At 47.2% G+C, this 18285-nt stretch carries 19 protein-coding genes; 10 read left to right on the forward strand and 9 right to left on the reverse strand.

Going from position 1 to position 18285, the window contains the following annotated elements; genetic code table 11:
• Window positions 1–101 precede the first annotated feature (101 nt).
• The 3 genes from AC58QO_RS17555 to AC58QO_RS17565 form a co-directional block, all read right to left on the reverse strand.
• Window positions 102–659 carry a class I SAM-dependent methyltransferase gene (locus tag AC58QO_RS17555; protein WP_497267731.1) on the reverse strand — a complete coding sequence of 186 codons (558 nt, stop codon included), beginning with the start codon at window positions 657–659 and terminating at the stop codon, window positions 102–104.
• A 78-nt stretch (window positions 660–737) separates the two neighbouring features.
• On the reverse strand, window positions 738–1445 hold the full coding sequence (locus AC58QO_RS17560; RefSeq protein WP_497267733.1) for a phosphatase PAP2 family protein: 708 nt from the start codon (window positions 1443–1445) through the stop codon (window positions 738–740).
• Window positions 1446–1485: 40 nt separating this feature from the next.
• Entirely contained in the window at window positions 1486–2151 is a 666-nt protein-coding gene (locus AC58QO_RS17565) for a TVP38/TMEM64 family protein (RefSeq protein ID WP_497267735.1), read from the reverse strand.
• 338 nt (window positions 2152–2489) lie between these two features.
• Between AC58QO_RS17565 and AC58QO_RS17570 the strand changes: the two genes are divergently transcribed.
• From AC58QO_RS17570 to AC58QO_RS17605, 8 genes are all read left to right on the forward strand, one after another.
• Window positions 2490–3920, forward strand: a complete 1431-nt coding sequence (locus AC58QO_RS17570) for an FAD-binding oxidoreductase (RefSeq protein WP_497267737.1) — start codon at window positions 2490–2492, stop codon at window positions 3918–3920.
• Window position 3921: 1 nt separating this feature from the next.
• Entirely contained in the window at window positions 3922–4479 is a 558-nt protein-coding gene (locus AC58QO_RS17575; RefSeq protein ID WP_497267739.1) for an MFS transporter, read from the forward strand.
• Between the two features lie 256 nt (window positions 4480–4735).
• Window positions 4736–5761 carry a BMP family lipoprotein gene (locus AC58QO_RS17580; RefSeq protein ID WP_497267741.1) on the forward strand — a complete coding sequence of 342 codons (1026 nt, stop codon included), beginning with the start codon at window positions 4736–4738 and terminating at the stop codon, window positions 5759–5761.
• Between the two features lie 95 nt (window positions 5762–5856).
• Window positions 5857–7356: an ABC transporter ATP-binding protein gene (locus AC58QO_RS17585; protein ID WP_497267743.1), complete on the forward strand. Its 1500-nt coding sequence runs from the start codon at window positions 5857–5859 to the stop codon at window positions 7354–7356.
• Entirely contained in the window at window positions 7349–8416 is a 1068-nt protein-coding gene (locus AC58QO_RS17590; RefSeq protein ID WP_497267745.1) for an ABC transporter permease, read from the forward strand. Before AC58QO_RS17585 ends, AC58QO_RS17590 begins: the two co-directional genes overlap by 8 nt.
• The gene (locus AC58QO_RS17595) at window positions 8400–9323 is read left to right on the forward strand and encodes an ABC transporter permease (protein WP_497267747.1); all 924 of its coding nucleotides are present in this window, start codon (window positions 8400–8402) and stop codon (window positions 9321–9323) included. Before AC58QO_RS17590 ends, AC58QO_RS17595 begins: the two co-directional genes overlap by 17 nt.
• Before the next feature lie 32 nt (window positions 9324–9355).
• A complete protein-coding gene (locus AC58QO_RS17600; protein WP_497267749.1) occupies window positions 9356–10033 on the forward strand; it encodes a sulfite oxidase-like oxidoreductase in 678 nt (225 codons plus the stop codon).
• Window position 10034: 1 nt separating this feature from the next.
• Complete coding sequence (locus AC58QO_RS17605) at window positions 10035–10766, forward strand: nucleoside phosphorylase (protein ID WP_497267751.1); 732 nt, start codon at window positions 10035–10037, stop codon at window positions 10764–10766.
• A gap of 333 nt (window positions 10767–11099) precedes the next feature.
• On the opposite strand, the gene AC58QO_RS17610 is transcribed toward AC58QO_RS17605, so the two are convergent.
• Window positions 11100–11951 (reverse strand): sugar phosphate isomerase/epimerase family protein, encoded by an 852-nt coding sequence (locus tag AC58QO_RS17610; protein WP_497267753.1) that lies wholly within the window; start codon window positions 11949–11951, stop codon window positions 11100–11102.
• 143 nt (window positions 11952–12094) lie between these two features.
• Here AC58QO_RS17610 and AC58QO_RS17615 point away from each other — a divergent pair, with 143 nt between their 5' ends.
• Together AC58QO_RS17615 and AC58QO_RS17620 are read left to right on the forward strand one after the other, a co-directional pair.
• Window positions 12095–12946, forward strand: coding sequence for an AraC family transcriptional regulator (locus AC58QO_RS17615; RefSeq protein WP_497267755.1), 852 nt, complete (start codon window positions 12095–12097; stop codon window positions 12944–12946).
• Window positions 12947–13091: 145 nt separating this feature from the next.
• Window positions 13092–13409 (forward strand): MmcQ/YjbR family DNA-binding protein, encoded by a 318-nt coding sequence (locus AC58QO_RS17620; protein ID WP_497268148.1) that lies wholly within the window; start codon window positions 13092–13094, stop codon window positions 13407–13409.
• 76 nt (window positions 13410–13485) lie between these two features.
• Here the strand turns inward: AC58QO_RS17620 and AC58QO_RS17625 are convergent, their stop codons facing one another.
• From AC58QO_RS17625 to AC58QO_RS17645, 5 genes are all read right to left on the reverse strand, one after another.
• Entirely contained in the window at window positions 13486–14601 is a 1116-nt protein-coding gene (locus tag AC58QO_RS17625) for an aminopeptidase (protein WP_497267756.1), read from the reverse strand.
• Between the two features lie 3 nt (window positions 14602–14604).
• A complete protein-coding gene (locus tag AC58QO_RS17630; protein WP_497267758.1) occupies window positions 14605–15216 on the reverse strand; it encodes an ArsR/SmtB family transcription factor in 612 nt (203 codons plus the stop codon).
• 573 nt (window positions 15217–15789) lie between these two features.
• Window positions 15790–16443, reverse strand: a complete 654-nt coding sequence (thiE, locus tag AC58QO_RS17635; RefSeq protein WP_497267760.1) for a thiamine phosphate synthase — start codon at window positions 16441–16443, stop codon at window positions 15790–15792.
• Window positions 16440–17282 (reverse strand): bifunctional hydroxymethylpyrimidine kinase/phosphomethylpyrimidine kinase, encoded by an 843-nt coding sequence (gene thiD / locus AC58QO_RS17640; protein ID WP_497267762.1) that lies wholly within the window; start codon window positions 17280–17282, stop codon window positions 16440–16442. The genes thiE and thiD overlap by 4 nt, the downstream gene beginning before the upstream one ends.
• 235 nt (window positions 17283–17517) lie before the next feature.
• Window positions 17518–18285: a thiazole synthase gene (locus tag AC58QO_RS17645; RefSeq protein WP_497267764.1), complete on the reverse strand. Its 768-nt coding sequence runs from the start codon at window positions 18283–18285 to the stop codon at window positions 17518–17520.

The raw sequence follows: 18285 nt of genomic DNA on the forward strand, positions 1-18285 counted from the left end.
TCTGCAGGGTGATGATGATAATTATACAACGCCCAGCTCACAAAAGAAAAAAGGACAAACCGAAGTGGCGTTGTCCTGTTGGGCGAGTTTTAACGTGGTAGTCATATAATACGGTTATTTTTTTCAAGAACAAATCGAATGCACCATAAGTCGCTACCATAATAATCAGAAGTAATGGCATTATCAGGCTTGGTAAAGTTATGATCTCCAGCCAACTGTAACCCCGCATCCGCAATCAAACTTAAAAAAGTTTCAATATTTACATCAGGATAATCAACGGTAATAATCAATTTTCCTTGGTCTTTCAAAACGCGCTTAAACTCTTTCAGGGCACGAAACTGCACCTCAATATCCTCGATATGTTCCATGACAGAAATACAGAATGCGACATCGAACATGGCGTCTTCATATGGCAAATTTGAAATGTCAGAAATAGCGATATTTGGCATACTTAAAGTGGAAAGGTTAATTTGATCTATATTCTCTTTCCCAATGTAATATTCCAGCTCTTTGATGATTTCGTTAGTATCTAAAATGCGTTCATCCATGTCGCAAGCGTACACTTGTTTACATTTGTCTGCTAGGTAGTACTTAAATGGATGACCCAAGCCACATGCAGCATCTAGTACAACGTCACCTTGGCATTCATTCCAATTCACTATGGATATTCTCTAAGAAGGTCATCTTTCCTTTTCAAAGCGATCTCCCCCTATTCACACACCAAAATTGGTAGTTTACTAGGAAACGTTATGACTTCCTTTTCCTTGATAACTTAGCTTGCTGTCAATTGTCCTCGTTTTTCTACTCCCAATATACCGAACCAGATGCATACAACCCATAAGACCAGCACCGCCAGCCGTGTAGCCCGCCAGCACATCACTTGGATAATGAACACCAAGGTAAATACGGCTGAGTCCAATGCTGAAGACAATGACAACAGTTAACACAGGTATCACCCAAGCCGCTCGCCACGATTGTCGTACATTTAACCATATTAAATAAGCAAGCAGCCCATAGAATAGAATAGATACCATCGCGTGACCGCTTGGGAAGCTGAACCCGTCTACCTCGACAAGCCAACCCTCTGCGGACGGGCGTTCGCGCTCAAATAGCTTTTTCAGTGCTGTATTAAGCCCCCAAGCGCCAAGCACACCTAAGAACATGACAAGTGTCTCCCACTTATGTTTGAATTTGAAAATCAACAGCCCCGCAACCAGAAAAAAGAGAATAAATTCCGTCGATCCGCTCCCCATGAAGGTGAATACCTTGGCAATAGGCGTCCATAGATCACCTCTCTGACCCTGTATGTAACCGCCTACATGATGATCGAAAGCTTCGAGCCATTTCGACGAAATGCTCTGCGACAGCACAAGAAAGATAAGGAGCAGAACACCCGCTCCACCTATGCGCCATATTCTATACCTATCCACTACGTTCCCCTTCATTTTCCCCTTACCTCCCACGATGAATTGTTCAATAAAAATCTTATGCTGTTTGGCGCAACCTGCGTTCCTTCCTTTTCTTTATCAACAGCGGAACCACAGCAAAAACTACATACATCCCAACTGCTCCAAGGAACTTCCACGACCAAATATCATTTAAGGACGCGCCAAATACGTTATACACAATAGCTCCAGGTATGATCCCGATGAATGTTGCCCATGTATAGTCCCAGAAGCGAATTTTCGATAATCCTGCGCCGTAACTGATCCCATCGAAAGGAAAGAAAGGCATGAGCCGCATATAGAGCACGACCATGAAGCCCTTTTCCTCTGCCTTTTGATCGAAAGATAACAGCTTAGGACTTCGTAAAATGCGCTGGAAGCTGCCGCGGCCCCACTTGCGTGTAATGTAGAAAGACAGTAGTGCGCCTGCACCTGCCCCGATAATATCGTAAATCGTCCCCCAAAATGCACCAAATACATACCCCCCGTAAAGGGTCAATGGTGTTGCCGGAAACAAGACTAACGGTCTGAGTGTATACGCAAGGATATACAGTATTCCGCCTAGTGGGCCCAAATCACGCAGCCATCTCGTGACCCAGTTCAGATCCACATGCTTCCATACACCTGTCCATTTCAGTATCAATAACCCGAGAATGGCAACAACGAACCAACTAATTAGCAACCAAAGCGGTTTTGAACGCGCCATGGCTCGCCTCCTTCATACGCCTAATTCCATTCCCAATTCTTGCAGACGGATCTTTCCCTCCATCTTACACAAATATATCGGTCGATATCAACTTAGCGAGAGCGTTGGGTATTTCGTGGGAATTTACTTTAATCAATAGAAGTAAAGTTCATAATCATATAAATAATAAATGCTCCATATAAAACACCAAGGAATAGATTTAATACTAAAAATCACTTCATTTCAATTGACATATGAAAAGGTGTGAACTTACACTATAGGAATAATTTAGGTTATTTATCTCGATGGCGTCAAGCCCCGCAAACGTTGTTAAATCCAACAAGTTGGGAGATACGCACATGAAGAAGATTGGTATTCTACTACTCTTAATCGCGTTATGCCTGTGGCAGTATGTAAGAACTTCCGTTGCTGGAGAGGATCCTTTCTTGCGATCGGATTACAGTAAGCTTCGGCCAGTGAAGATCGAACGGGTCATCCCAAGCAAGGAAATCAAGCAGCTTCAAGAGATTGTTACGGATGCTCGCGCAAAAGGGCTCCAGATTTCAATTGCTGGCAAGCGGCACAGCCAAGGCGGACATACGTACTACAAGGACAGTATTGTGCTGGATATGACCCCATTTAATAAGATTCTTGCCTTCGACGAGAAGGCCAAGACGATTACCGTTCAAGCTGGAGCTACATGGGCGGATGTGCAAAAGTATATCAATCCGTACGGACTTGCCGTGAAAACCATGCAATCACAAAATATTTTCACCATCGGAGGCTCGATTTCGGTCAATGCACATGGACGTGACATTCGAAATGGCTCACTCATCCGTTCGGTCGAATCCTTCCGACTATTGGGGGCTGACGGCGATATACGAAATGTTTCACGCTCGGAAAATGCGGACCTATTCCCGCTGGCACTAGGCGGATATGGTTTGTTCGGAGTCATCTTGGATGTGACATTGTCGCTAACAGATGACGAAGTGTACGAGATGACAAGTGACACAATGACGACTGACACTTATTGGGATTATTTCCTTAACCATGTTAAAAAGAATACAGACATCCACATGCATCTCGCACGTATTTCTGTCGCACCGGACACCTTCTTATCGGAAATGTATGCTACGAATTACATGTCACGGCCTGATCTCCCCCTCATCGATTACAATAAGTTAAAACTGAAAGACAGCTATGTTTTGCCATTGAAGCTTCTGTTTGGACTCAATCGATCTTTCGATTGGACGAAGAATGCATTTTGGGACTTGCAGCGGTATTTCCTCACTGACCGGAGTACGATTCTAACGCGTAACAATGCGATGCGATCTGAATCTGACTTTATGGACTATAGCTCGGCTACCAAAAATGATCTCCTCCAGGAATATTTCATACCCGTGGAACATTTTGCAGCGTTTGTTAACCAGATGAAACCCATCCTGCAAGAGGAACAGTTAAACCTATTAAATATTACGGTTCGCTACGTTAATCAGGATGAAGAAGCGACGCTTTCGTATGCAAAAAGTGACATGTTTGCTCTTGTTTGTCTGTTCAATACCCCGCTAAGTGAAGCGGCGCAAGCTCGTATGACTAAAGGCATTCAGCGGATCATCGATCAATTAATTCCCTTGGGCGGCTCGTATTATTTGCCCTACGCTCCCTTCCCTTCGGTCGATCAGTTCCAGACGATTTATCCAAAGGCGGAAGCCTTCTTCCAGGCCAAAGACACATGGGACCCACAACATGTTTTTATGAACCAATTCTATGACGATTATAGGGGGCATTAGGATGAATGTTCGACTGCTCATCAGATCCCAAAGCTTAGCGACATTGGCGGCAGGGATGATTTATCCGTATTATTTGTTGTTTTTGAAAAATCTCGGCAGTACGTATTCCGCATATGGCCTCGCTTTTGCCGTATTTACCATCAGCTCTGCGGCTTCGGCTCTCTGGTTGGGAAAGCTCGTAGACCATGCCTCAGTGAAGCTAATGGCAGGAAGTTCGCTCGGCATGATGGCAGCGATGCTCGTCTTCCCTTGGATTCCTTCGTACGGCTTCGTCTTACTCATTCAAGCTTTCATGGGGGTGTGCAACGCCATGCAGAAAATGAGCGAGCGGGGGCTGCTCGCGGATGGAACAGCGCATGGACAACGTGGCGGTACGCTTAGCAATTACCATTTCTGGACATCGGTATCCTCCGGATTTGCTGTACTTATCGGCGGGTATATCATTGATTGGCTAACGATTGATGTCTTATTTTATGTGAGTGCCGCGATATATGGCTGGAGTGCGTGGATGACGCTTCGAATGCGTAATCGCACAGCCGAAAAACAACCACATTCATGAATTCACAAAAAACCTTCATGACCGCAACCTCGCGGTTTTGAAGGTTTTCCCTTTGTTCACAGTTGCCAAGTAATTCTTATGGATTGTGATCGTGCAATTTAGTATAATAACCGTTGTAATTTAACTTTGTAGAAAAATGTTTAATTTTGTCGAATTGGAAAATAACCCCTTTGACTATATCCGACTTTTTTAGTAGGATATAAAGAAGTCATCGGTTCATTCAATATACATAATAGATATAGAGGAGAGAAACAACATGAAAAAAGCGATATTTTCAGTTCTTGCCGCAACTGTCTTACTAACAGGCTGTGGGGCAGCAAAGACAGACACAGCATCACCTGCAGCATCGGGTGCGCCAGCAGCCAAATCAGATAAAAAGATTATTCTTATTACGCCTGAAAAAATCGGTGTAAACCCCTTCTTCACACAAATGGATGAGGGTGTAAAGAAAGCTAGTAAAGAATTTGGTGTTACCGTCAAAACCGTAGAATCCGCAGATGCGAGCGCTATTGAGCAAAACTTGCGCGCTGCAGTCGCTGATAACTATGATCTGATTATTACAAGTTCCTTCACAGCTGAAGATGCACTTAAAAAAGTAGCAACTGAGAATCCGAAGAAATCCTTCGCGATTATTGACACAGTTGTTGATCTTCCGAATGTTCGCAGTGTTGTCTTCCGTGAGCATGAAGCAGCTTACCTTCTTGGAGCAGCAGCTGGCCTATCTACGAAGAAAAATGTAGTAGGTATGGTTGCAGCCGTAGATATCCCACTTATCAAGAAATATACCGTTGGATTCCAAGAAGGTTTGAAATCAACAAATCCAAATGCGAAATTCATCGTTAACTATGTAGGAAGCTTCACAGATCCAGCTAAAGCCAAAGAATTGGCGTTAACACAATTCTCGCAAGGCGCAGACTTCATTGCAGGCGCATCGGCTGTAGGCGATCTTGGTGTATTTGAAGCAGCGAAAGAAAAAGGCTTCTTTACTTCCGGCCAAGATATTGACCGTACAGTAACAGATCCACAACATATCGTGCTTTCCCAATTGAAAGGAACAGATGCTGTTGCTTATCAAACCGTGAAAGATTTCGTAAATGGCACGTTCAAATTCGGTGCTGTTGACTACGGTTTGAAAGAAGATGGCGTTGGTCTTACATTTGTTACAAGAGAAACGAAGTCTGCACTAAGTCCTTTTGTTGGACAAGATGTTATTACGAAGGTAAAAGCTATACGTGATGATATCGTTTCTGGTAAAGTGAAAGTAGAAAATCCAGTAAAATAATCGTCAGTATAATAATCACATAGGTTTGACCTGGAGACTGTTTACGGCGACGTAAACAGTTTCCTCATGTCTAGGTAGAGGAGCGAAAAACCGTTATGCTGCTTCAAATGCGTCAAATAACAAAAACATATGGCAATTTAACAGCTAATTTGGGCGTTGATTTCTCGCTGCGTCAAGGTGAAATTCATGCATTAGTCGGGGAAAATGGCGCTGGCAAAACAACCCTAATGCGCATCTTGTACGGCATGGAGCAGCCTACGGCTGGCAGCATTCTTCTGAATGGCAAAGAAGTTGTTTTTACCAATCCCACGGACGCTATTCGTCATGGAATCGGTATGGTGCATCAGCATTTCATGCTATTCCCTTCGTTTACCGTGGCTGAAAATATCGTGATTGGCAACGAACCCAAAGCTGGTCTTGCCTTTGACCGTAAAAAAGCGATCTCACAGGTTGAAGAGCTTTGTGCGAAATATCGCTTACCGATTGATGCGCGCAAGAAGGTAGCAGACTGCCCGCTAGGTCTGCAGCAGCGCGTTGAGATCTTGAAGGTGTTGTACCAAGGGGCCGACATTATCATTCTGGACGAGCCCACTGGGGTACTTACGCCGCTGGAGGCCAAGGAGCTGCTCGTCATTATGAGAAGCCTGGCCAATCAGGGCAAGAGCTTCATCATCATCACGCACAAGCTGCATGAAGTGATGGAGGTTGCCGATCGGGTTACCGTGCTTCGGGACGGGAAGGTGACGGGAACCGTTGACGCTAGTGCTACGAACATTGAGGAACTATCCAAGTTAATGGTTGGACGAGATTTGAAGCAGCTGAAGAAACGAGCGTTGACGACAGGTCAAACTGTTCTCCAGGTTCAAGACATTTCCATTCTTGGCGAAAAAGGAAAGCCTGTGCTCGATCGAGTTAATTTGCAAGTAAAAGCCGGGGAAATCGTTGGTATTGCTGGTATTTCAGGAAACGGCCAATCGGAATTGATTCAAGCGATTTCCGGCCTCCAACCGATTGATCAGGGAGAAATTCAATTATTAGGTAAACCTGTTCGAGGGCGCTCCGTTCGCGAAATCAGAGAAATTGGGCTTTCCCATGTACCTGAGGATCGCTATCAATGGGGTGCTGCCAAAGAAGGCACTGTGTTAGAAAATGGCACGATGGGCCATCATAAAACCAAAAGTCGCTCAGGCTTTTTGCAAGGCTCGGGGCTCCGTCACATGGTGAGCGGCTTCATCCAGCAATTTCAGATTAAAGCTGGCTCTCAAGATACCAAAGTGAAGTTCCTCTCCGGCGGTAATTTGCAGAAGCTTATTGTAGCCAGAGAGATTGCGCAGAAACAACCTTTCCTCATTGCAGCCGAGCCTACTCGCGGTGTCGATATTGGGGCCATGGAATTGATTCATGAAGAACTCCTCCGCAAAAGAGATGAACAGGGAGCTATTCTTTTAGTCTCCTCCGAATTAACAGAGATTCTCAAGCTGTCCGATCGGATCGTTGTCATGTATGAAGGACGAATTGTCGGCGAATTATCCGCAGAAGAAGCAACAGAAGAGCAAATTAGCTTATGGATGGCAGGAGGAAATTCAGATGCTTAAAAGTCGACTCAATCTAAGCGCTTGGATTCAACCGCTGCTAGCCGTTATTATTGGTTTACTCGGTGGGGCGATTGCCATTACGCTGATTGGCGGGTCCGTCGTTGAAACATACACCGAGATGTGGAAAGGTGCCTTCGGCAACTTCTTCTATTTCACGAATACGTTAACACGCGCCACGCCACTCATTCTTGTTGGGTTAGGCGTTTCCATCGCCTTTCGTGCTGGATTTTTCAACATGGGTTCGGAAGGCCAAATGATTCTTGGCGCTTTATCCAGCGCCATGGTTGCTCTGTATCTGCCCGGACCTCCGCTATTTAAATTGCTGGCTGCCATCCTTGGCGGCATTCTAGCAGGCGGCATATGGTCAGCGTTCGCAGGCTGGCTTGACGCTAAATTCCGAATGAATTTGATCATTACAACGTTGTTGCTTAATTATATTGCGGCTTTATTCGCAGGATATTTAGTTGCCTATCCGCTCAAAGACAAATCAGGTTCAGCAGCGCTCGCCCAAACGATGATGATTGATAAGAGCGTATGGCTTCCCAAGTTGTTTCAAGGTATGAGCGTTCATCCTGGCTTCATCATAGCGATTGGATTAGCCATTCTCCTGTTCTTGTTCATTAAATATACCGTTGCTGGTTATGAAATTCGGATGCTGGGCTATAACCCGCTATTTGCAGCCTACGGCGGAGTAAATAGACGAAAAGTCATGCTAACGAGTATGTTCGCCAGCGGCGGCTTCGCTGGACTTGCTGGAGCCATCGAGGTGCTCGGCATGCAGTATCGCTATACGGATGGCATGATATCGAATCCAGGCTACGCTTGGTCAGGCATCATGGCGACTCTGCTTTCGGGAGCTCACCCCTTAGGTACAGCCATCGCCTCTCTTCTCCTTGCTGCCTTGCAGACCGGAGGCATGGGTGTTGAACGGAATACAGACATTCCACTGCAGATATCCAGTGTTATTCAATCATTGCTCATTCTTTTTGTAACTGCTAAATTCAGCTTTACCCTATGGAAACGTCGGAAAGGAGGCAAGAGCGATGGAGCATCTTCTTGATGTGTCTTTATTTAACTCCATGCTTCGCATGGTCGCTCCCATTCTTCTTGCAGCACTCGGCGGGGCGATCTGTTCGCGGGTCGGATTGTTTAATGTCGGCTTGGAAGGGTTCGTCTTGGTCGGCGCCTTCTCGGCAATAGTTGGCAACTACTACACAGGCAACGTATTCCTTGCCGTGATCATAGCCATTGCCGTAACCATGCTGTTTTCACTGATATTTGCTTATATGAGTATCCATTTGCAAGCGAATGTCATCGTCGTCGGTATTTCATTCAACTTCTTAGCCTTAGGATTAACCGCTTTTTGTTTGAAAGCCATTTTTAATGTCAAAGGCGCTTACTATGATAAAAATATGATCGGACTTCCGAAGTGGGACATCCCCTTCATTCAAGATATCCCTGTTATTGGCGGGATCATTTCCGGACATTCCCCTCTTGTTTATCTAGCTTTTGTGCTTGTATTCGCACTTCAGTATTTACTATTCAAATCAGTAATCGGCTTCCGTATGATCGCTGTCGGGGAAAACCCGGTTGCCGCGAAAAGTATCGGTATTAAGGTCAATCGGATGCAGTACTTGGCTGTTCTCATCTGTGGTGTCCTTTGCGGACTAGCTGGCGCACAGCTTTCACTGGGCCAAGTGACCATGTTCACCGAAGGCATGACCGCAGGCCGCGGCTTCATCGCACTCGTTGCAACCATGCTGGGACAGGCCAATCCGATTGGCGTCATGGCTTCCAGCTTGCTGTTTGGTTTAATGGATGCGTTCAGTATCCGACTTCAAGGCTTCTCATTACCAACCCATTTCACACAAATGCTGCCTTATATCGTGACATTGCTTGCGATGCTGTTCTTCCGTAAAAGCAATTACTTGGCGGATGCCCAGAAAGCGAATGGCAGTTCGCGATAAAAGAGATACGCATAAGCTTAGGAGGATGGCAGATGCATAAAGACACCAAAGCGGAACGCATCAAGCGCATGCAAATTCCCGCTGTAGAAGTTCCACTAGAGCTTGCTGGTCGAATTCCGCCAGGCCAGGCGGTTACGGAACGCTTCCCCATTTTGCATGAGGGCGAAGTACCGAACTATGATATGGCGGAGTGGTCACTGCGCGTTTTCGGACAAGTAGCCGAAGAGAAAACATTCAGCTACGACGACATACTGGCCCTGCCTCGCACGCAAATCCAGTGTGATATTCACTGTGTAACCCGTTGGTCCAAGCTGGATACGGTATGGGAAGGCGTGCGCTTCAGAGATTTCCTTCAACTAATCGATGTTAAACCAGAAGGCAAATATGTCATGATTCATGCGGACAATGACTATGAAACGAATGTGCCGCTCGCTGATCTGATGGGTGACGATATCTTATTGGCTATGACCTTCGATGGCAAACCACTCACGCTTAAGCATGGCTGGCCGCTTCGTCTCGTCGTCCCTCATCTCTACTTTTGGAAAAGCGCCAAATGGATTCGCGGCATCGAGTTTATGGCGGAAGACCGCGAAGGCTTCTGGGAGCGCAATGGCTTCCATAACGTCGCCGATCCGTTCCAAGAGCAGCGCTTCTCAGGTGAGGCTATTCCCATCCCAGAAGACGAGTGGGTCAGAAAGGAGTTCGATTAAGTTGCTTTTACCTATCTTACAAGTCAATTCGGAAGACTTAACTCCTTATGCCATCGTGTGCGGCGACCCGTTCAGAGCAGAAGCTATTTCGCGCAAGCTGGACAACGCACGCGAGCTTTCCTTCAGCCGGGAATACCGGACCTTCGTTGGCGAAAAGGAAGGCGTTCCTATCACTGTTGTCAGTCATGGTGTCGGGTCGCCAGGAGCGGCAGTTTGCTTCGAGGAGCTCATCAAAGGTGGCGTCACGACGCTAATTCGCGTCGGCACTGCTGGATCTTATTCCGCCGATGTGCCACCTGGGAGTCTCGTTGTAAGCACCGCAGCGGTACGCGAAGAAGGCTTAACTCGCCAGTTGGTGCCACATGGCTTCCCTGCGGTTGCTGATCACACGGTTACCCGCGCGCTGTACGAAGCCGCTTCTGAAACCGACGGACTCGTGAAGCAAGGAATTACCGTGACCTTGGACGCTTTCTTCCAAGGCGTCGAGGAATTCCCTCATCGTAAATACAAGCAAGCTGGCGCATTAGCGGTCGAGATGGAAATTGCCGCCCTCTATGTCATCGCTTCCCTTCGTGGTGTGCGTGCTGGAGCCATCGTCGCCTTGGATGGCTATGCCGATGCCGATCTGCGGGAAGTATACAATCCGCATACGGATGTCGTTTCTGGCGCTATCGAGCGGGAGATTGATGCTGCGATTCGTGCGATTGTGAAGCTGCATACGGAAGGTAAATAGAGATAGATAAGCTATCTATTCAGTTAGCAGCTCCACCTTATTGCAACCACCAGCTTACATGCACCACCTTGGCTGAGAAGTGCAAAAGTGCATCTTTTTTCTAATAAATCAACGATTTCGGCTGAAATTGATGCGAAAAGGCATCAATTTCTACGATTTCAGCCCTTTCAAGACCTTTCCGATCCAAAAGGATGCTTTTTTGCACTTATTTAAAACGTTCAAGTTCATTCCCCTGAAAAGGATGCTCTTTTGCATTTTTGCCACCAAATAACCAAACAAAAAAAACCTTCAATCCCACTTACAGTGATTTTGAAGGTTTTTTCTCTTATACAATTATGCCAACCATTGCTTCACTTTCGCTGAGAAGTTATTCAGCATCTCTTGTGAACCAAATTGACCGCTGAAATCTTCGATTCCGAGGTAGCCGTCGTAGCCGACTGCTTTCAAATCGCCAAGTACTTGCTTCCAGTTCACGATACCCGCATCAATCGGTGCCCATTCGCTTTTCCAAAGCTTAATGCCGTCTTGTTCCTCGCCTGTAAGCGTCCATGCGGCATTCTTAACATGCACGTGCGCAAGGTAAGGTCCGAGCAATTCAAGGCCCATACGGTGGTTCTCGAAGCCCTCATGCACCATGTTACCTGCATCGTGAAGCACACCAATGTGGTCGGGGTTGAAGCCAGAAACGAGTCGGTGCGCCAAGCTTGCGCTGGTCGAAATCGTTTGGTGATGGATTTCAATCAAGCCTTTCACGCCATACTGCTGCGAAAGCTCTTGGCAATGGTGAAGGTAGTCCACCGCTTTGGCGAACAAATCGTTGTAGTTTTTGCTTTTATCGTAACCAGGCACGCCTACACGAATGAACGGAACGCCTATTTTTTGAGCTGCTTTGAAGACATGCTCCGTTTCTGCTACATCACAGTTATTCAAATACGGTGTAATGCTCAGATTCACTAGGTTTTCATTAAGCGCCGCTTGCTTGAAGCGGTCTAGTTCTGCATCCGAAGCCGATGGATCGATGGAGCACAGATTGTTTCTCCAGAAGGATGGAGTCTCTCCCACTGCGTCCGCAGGGATATCTTTGAAGCGCCACTCAATGCCAGTAATACCAGCAGCAGCGGCCGCTTTAGCAAGCTCTTCAGGTGTTAAATCTGGTGTTGCGACAGTAAATACGGATAATTTCATATATAATCCTCCTTAAGTATAAGCAGATCAGGTTGAATGTTTAACTCTCCTATATTTTGCAGTATAATAAAAACGTATTCATTGCATTAATTGGGCAAAAGTTTGCTTATATTGACTAGGGCTCATATAGAGGAGATCTTCACATGCAGGAAATATATAACAATCTCAATCGGATGATCAGTTTTCGACATGCGGTCACCCATAATCCAATCCCGCTGGATTTCCACCAGCACCAGGATCAATATGAAATCTACTTCTTCCTTACAGGTGACGTTCATTATTTTATCGAAAAGCAAGTATATCCCCTGCAGTATGGCGACCTGCTGATTATGCATAGCAATGAGCTTCATCGGCCTAATTTTCAATCGAAAAAACAGCGTTACGAGAACGTCGTTATTCATTTCAATCCCGCTCTGTTGCAGCAATTCAATTCTCCACAGTTCAACCTGTTGGACTGCTTTGATAACCGCGTTTTTGGTGAGCAAAATCGGATGAGACTGACGCCGCCGCAAATCGACGACATCATGAAGCTCTATGAGCGCATGGAAATGTATCGGCGTCCTCAAGCACTTCCAGGATCAGAGATCCTGTACGTTTCGACCTTCATTGAACTGCTCGTTTTTATTAATCGGATCTTTCAGAATCAAGGCAAACAAGAAGAGCAAGTCATGATGCCAGACAAGCTCTCCTCCCTATTCACTTACATTGACGAAAATCTAGATCAAGACCTCTCCCTCGAGGTATTGGAGCAGGTCGTCTACATGAACCGATCGTACTTATGCCGTCTGTTCAAAAAACATACAGGCAGCACGATTCACGAGCATATCCTGTTCAAGCGTATTGCCAAGGCGAAGCATTTGCTGCGCGAGGGCTCCACAGTCACCGACACTTGCCAGCTCGCAGGCTTCAATGACTATTCAAACTTTATTCGCACGTTTAAAAAGGCTGTCGGACTGCCGCCGCGGCAGTACCAATCGCAGCAGCGACGAGTTTAAAAGGCCGAAGCTCACCTTGGAAAATCGCAATCCCCTTTGAACATTCAAATCCATCCGTAGGAGTTGATTCCATCTGTCACACGATCAAATTCAATCCACTCAAGGACTAGCCCTTCTTGCCCGAATCCGTGAGTATTGCACTACGCTGCCAGAAGTAGAAGAAAAGGTAGATGGCTTTGGCCACACCACCTTTCGTGTCAAAGACAAACCTTTTATTTTTATGGGCGAGACCGATGGCCAAATCTCAACATCACTCAAAACGAACCTTACTACGCAGGAGTTCCTCTTAGGTCAGGACGGCACAGCTTATCACAAAACGCCTTATATTGGCCGTCATGGCTGGGTTAGCATTTTGAACGTTGAACTCGTGCCATGGACAGAGATTCAGGACTTGATCGTGGAAGGGTATGCGCGAACTGCGCCAAAGAAGCTCGTCCAGCAGTTGAAAGTCACAATGTCATAAAGCTTGTTTGCAACAAAAAAGAGGTTGCCCACGTCTATAACGACGATGGACAACCTTTTTTCATAAAACGGGCAACCTATTTCAGGTTCTCCGGATTCAATACGAGAAGCTCTGGCAATACGAACAGGCCGTCCTTACGGATCAACACATCGTCAAACCAAATTTCACCGCCGCCGTACTCAGGACGTTGAATGTTGACCATGTCCCAGTGCAACGAGGATTTATTGCCATTGTAGGCATCATCATAACAATTCCCTGGTGTGAAGTGGAAGCTGCCGTCGATTTTCTCATCGAACAGAATATCCTTCATCGGATGCTTGATATAAGGATTCACGCCAATAGCGAACTCACCAACGTAGCGTGCACCTTCGTCCATATCGAAAATTTCGTTGATGCGATCCGTGTCATTCGCTGTCGCTTTAACGATTTTACCATTTTCGAAATGAAGCACAACGTTCTCAAAAATAAAGCCATCATGCGGTGAAGGCGTGTTGTACGAAATGATACCGTTAACGGAATCACGCACTGGAGCGGAGTACACTTCGCCATCTGGAATGTTCAGCTCTCCATCGCATTTCACGCCGCCGATGCCTTTGATCGAGAACGTCAAATCCGTGCCAGGACCAACCAAACGCACTTTGTCTGTGCGATCCATAAGCTCTTTCAACGGATCCATCGCTTTGGACATTTTGCCATAATCCATCGTACATACATTGAAGTAGAAATCCTCGAACGCTTCTGTGCTCATACTAGCCAGCTGCGCCATGGACGACGTTGGGTAGCGAAGAACAACCCATCTTGTATCTTTAATACGGACATCAAAATGAACCTGTTGATAGTACACGGAATTGTACAACTTCATTCGATCAGCCGGAATATCCGACAGTTCATAAATATTTGCGCCGCCGCGTACACCTATGTAACCTTGCATTTGTTTCATTTGGAACGCATCAGCATCCGCCCACGTTTGCATTTGAGCTTCAGTACCGTTCATAACGAGCTCGCGAATCACCGCATGATCACGCAAGTTTACGAAAGGATGCGCGCCAGCAGCGTGAACCTTTTTCACGATTTCTTTCACCAGCGCAGAATCAATGCCGTACGCTTCAATTAAAATATTTTCTCCAGCTTTCGCTTTCACGGAGTAATTCACCAATACATCAGCAAGCTTAGTTAATCTAGGATCCAACATGTGTTATCTCTCCTCTTCGGTGGCGGGTTCGACGGGGTCAAATCCCCTCTCATGCGTCTGAAAGCCGACCGTCGTCAAATAGAACCAGTCCCCATTCTCTTCTTGCTCAGCGTCCAGCTCATAGATTAAAGCGCGGAATTTCCTCAACCATTCGGTAAATTTCGCTCTACTCATCTGCACTTCAACCTGCGTCATAAGAATAGGCCATTGGGATCTGTCGGGGGACGGAATTTGAAACGCCTCTTCTGGCGCATGAATTGCTCTGTTTCTAGCATGTCCAAGTACGCTCAAAGTACGTTCTCGGTAATAATTTTCTACTTCCGAAACATATGGGAGCAAGTTCTCGCCAGGCACAAAACCACGTGCTACAGCACGATAGAATTTTTGTACAATACCATTCTTAAGCTCCGTACGAACAACAAAAATTAAATTATGACGCTCAAGCTCATTCAAATGATAATGCACCTTTGCGCGCGCCATCCCTAACAGTTTAGCCAACTGCTGGCCGGTATAAGCCTTCTCTATGAGATAAAGCAGTACTCTAGCGCGGAGTGGATCACTAATTGTTTTGAGTTGTTCGAGTTCTTCAATGATATAAACAGGTTGCAGTTTCATCGTGGATCCGACCTCCCTCTCTAGTACCAAGTTTAACGTAGATGCCATCTACTAGAACGAGTGTATTAAACTCGAAAAAGCCCTCCGACATGCACTTCCTGGTCAACTTTTAATCTCTTATCAAGATTAATTAAACGACGGTCAAATCTTTTTAACCGTATCATAATGCTAAACAGAATCTATGTCAATTGCGGTTTAACTACCTAATGATTCAGTACGAGACCTTTTTCCATGCGACATTTCACCGCTTTAAAGGATTACCGAAATTAAGCTTTCTACTATGGTAGCAAAAAGGGACGTTTCTGTCACCAATAAAGGTAGAAACGTCTCTAAGAAAGTGAAAAGCCGGGCTGAACTAGCCAGTTCATCTGTTATTCGTTATCCTAGTACGCGAAAGTGAGGATGGTATAGTTCCGGCAGAAACTTTGGCGTATTCATCTATCAATTGTTTAAGTCTAGTAATTTCAACGAACAAATAATGATATCAGATACTCAAAACCACACAATTTCAACGAACAAATAATGATTTTTGTCATTCGTTACTCTGAGCGTGGAATGAGGGGTGGTAAGTAGCTACTTGCAGAGCAGCTTGCGTAACGCCTCGGCAGCTTCACGCGGTGAGCGCGCACCCGCGATGGCGCTAACCACCGCCACGCCGTCCGCCCCAGCGCGGATGACGGCGCCTGCATTCGTGGCATCGATGCCCCCGATGCCCACGAGCGGCAGCTGGATGCCGCCTGCGCGCATCCGCACAATAGCGGCAGGCCCCTGGACCTCACGCGCATCGAGCTTCGTGCGCGTGGCGTACTGGGGGCCTACGCCGAGATAGTCGGCGCCTTCGGCCAGCGCCGACTGGGCTTCGCCCAGATCGTGGGCCGATACGCCCACGATCATATTAGGCAGCCGCTTCCGCACGGCAGCGGCCGGAGCATCCTCTTGGCCGATGTGGATCCCATCGGCCTCAAGCTCTAGAGCCAGCCGTTCATCATCGTTCACGATGAACGGGATCCCGCGCTGCGCGCAAAGGCGGCGCAGCCGTGCGCCTAGCGCGAGCAGCTCCGGCCCCTGCAGGGCGCCGGGGCCCTTCTCGCGCAGCTGAAACATCGTGATGCCGCCGTCGATGGCGGCTTCCAGCACTTCATACGGGTCAGCCCCTGCACAGTTAGGGCTGCCCATCACCAAATACAACCGCAGCGCCTCGCGCAGCTGCACCTCATTCAAGTTCATAGCACACCTCGCGTGGCAACATCTTTGATATCAACAGCACGAACACCCTGCTGATACGCCCAATGATTCGTCGGACCATGCCCGCTTCCGATATGTAAAGGCTCCGAAATCGCAGCCTGGATGAAGCTTTTTGCCAGCTGCAGGGACGCCTTCGTTGTAAGTCCCTGCGCCAATCCCGACGTCAAAGCGGCCGCAAAAGTACAGCCTGTTCCATGCGTATGCGGGGTAACCAATCTTTTCGAAGTAAACTCGGTAAAAGAAGCTCCATCATACAGGAGGTCCGTCGCCTGCTCAGTATTCGCTTCATGGCCGCCTTTGATCATCACGTGCTTGCAGCCGTATGCATGAATTCGTATCGCTGCCTTCTGCCGGGAGTCCCCGTCCGTAATCCGCATCCCGCTAAGCGCCTCTGCTTCAGGGATATTCGGTGTTACTACATCAGCTAGCGGCAGCAACTCCTGAATCATCGCGTCAATCGCCTCTTGCTGCAAAAGTGAAGCCCCGCCCTTGGCTATCATCACCGGGTCTACAACAATTTGCTTCCAGCCATATTGATTAATCGCCGCCGCCACAATGCGAATAATCTCTCCGCTGAAAAGCATCCCCGTCTTCAAGGCATCAGGTCGCAAATCTTCCCCAATGGACGCCAGTTGGCGCTCGATCGCTTCCGCGCTCATCGGGTAGACCCCTTGCACCCCCAGCGTATTCTGTGCGGTTACTGCCGTAATCACGGACATGCCGTACACGCCGAGTTCTTGAAATGTCTTTAAATCCGCCTGAATGCCAGCTCCACCGCCACTGTCGGAGCCGGCAATCGTCAATGCTTTGTAAATCGCCATGGTTCTCCCCCTCTCGCACTAACCTTCGGAATTATATGACCTAACGGTCAAGACAGACACTATCGATATTCGCATAACTATCTCCATAATCTAACGGACACGACAGCCGTTATACAGCCGAATTCTCCAAGTAATCGGGAAATTCTACTATATAGCGACCTCTGTGTCCGTTAGTGTTTCAAAACATTATATATAAACCAAATAACGTATTCTGTGCCCGTTAGCCAAAGCCAACCTACACCCGGCTCAACCCATCCATCGGACTGCTCGCCGACGCGTAGCGCTTCTTCGGAATACGCCCCGCCTCAAAACCAGCGCGTCCCGCTTCGATCGCGAGCTTCATGGCGTATGCCATTTTGACAGGATCCTTCGCACCAGATACTGCCGTGTTCAAAAGCACACCGTCTGCTCCCATTTCCATCGCCAACGCCGCATCCGAAGGTGCACCAATCCCTGCATCCACGATCACGGGAACTGTCGCCTGCTCGATGATGAAGCTCAAGTTCAGCGGATTAATGATCCCCTGCCCCGTCCCGATCGGTGATGCGCCAGGCATAATCGCATGTACACCGAGTGCTTGCAGACGTTTAGCCAGCAATACATCATCCGATGTATACGGAAGCACGATAAAACCTTCCTCCAGCAGCATTTCTGAAGCTTTCAGCGTTTCAACTGGATCGGGCAGCAGTGTCATTTCATCGCCGATGACCTCGACTTTGATCATGTCGCATAGGCCTGATGCCTTCGCTAGTCGCGCGATGCGAACGGCTTCTTCGGCCGTCTTGGCACCAGCGGTATTCGGAAGCAGCGTGAAATTCGCTGTATCCAGCATCGACAAGAAATTCGGCTGACTCGCCTCAAAAATATTCATCCGCCGTACTGCAAACGTCAAAATTTGGGACTCACTGATATCCACCGCTTGTTTTTGAATCTGAAAATCAGGGAACTTCCCCGTACCTAGCAGTAAACGTGAACGAAACTCATATGGACCGATTTTTAACAT

It is taken from the genome of Paenibacillus sp. J31R30, assembly GCF_059692115.1.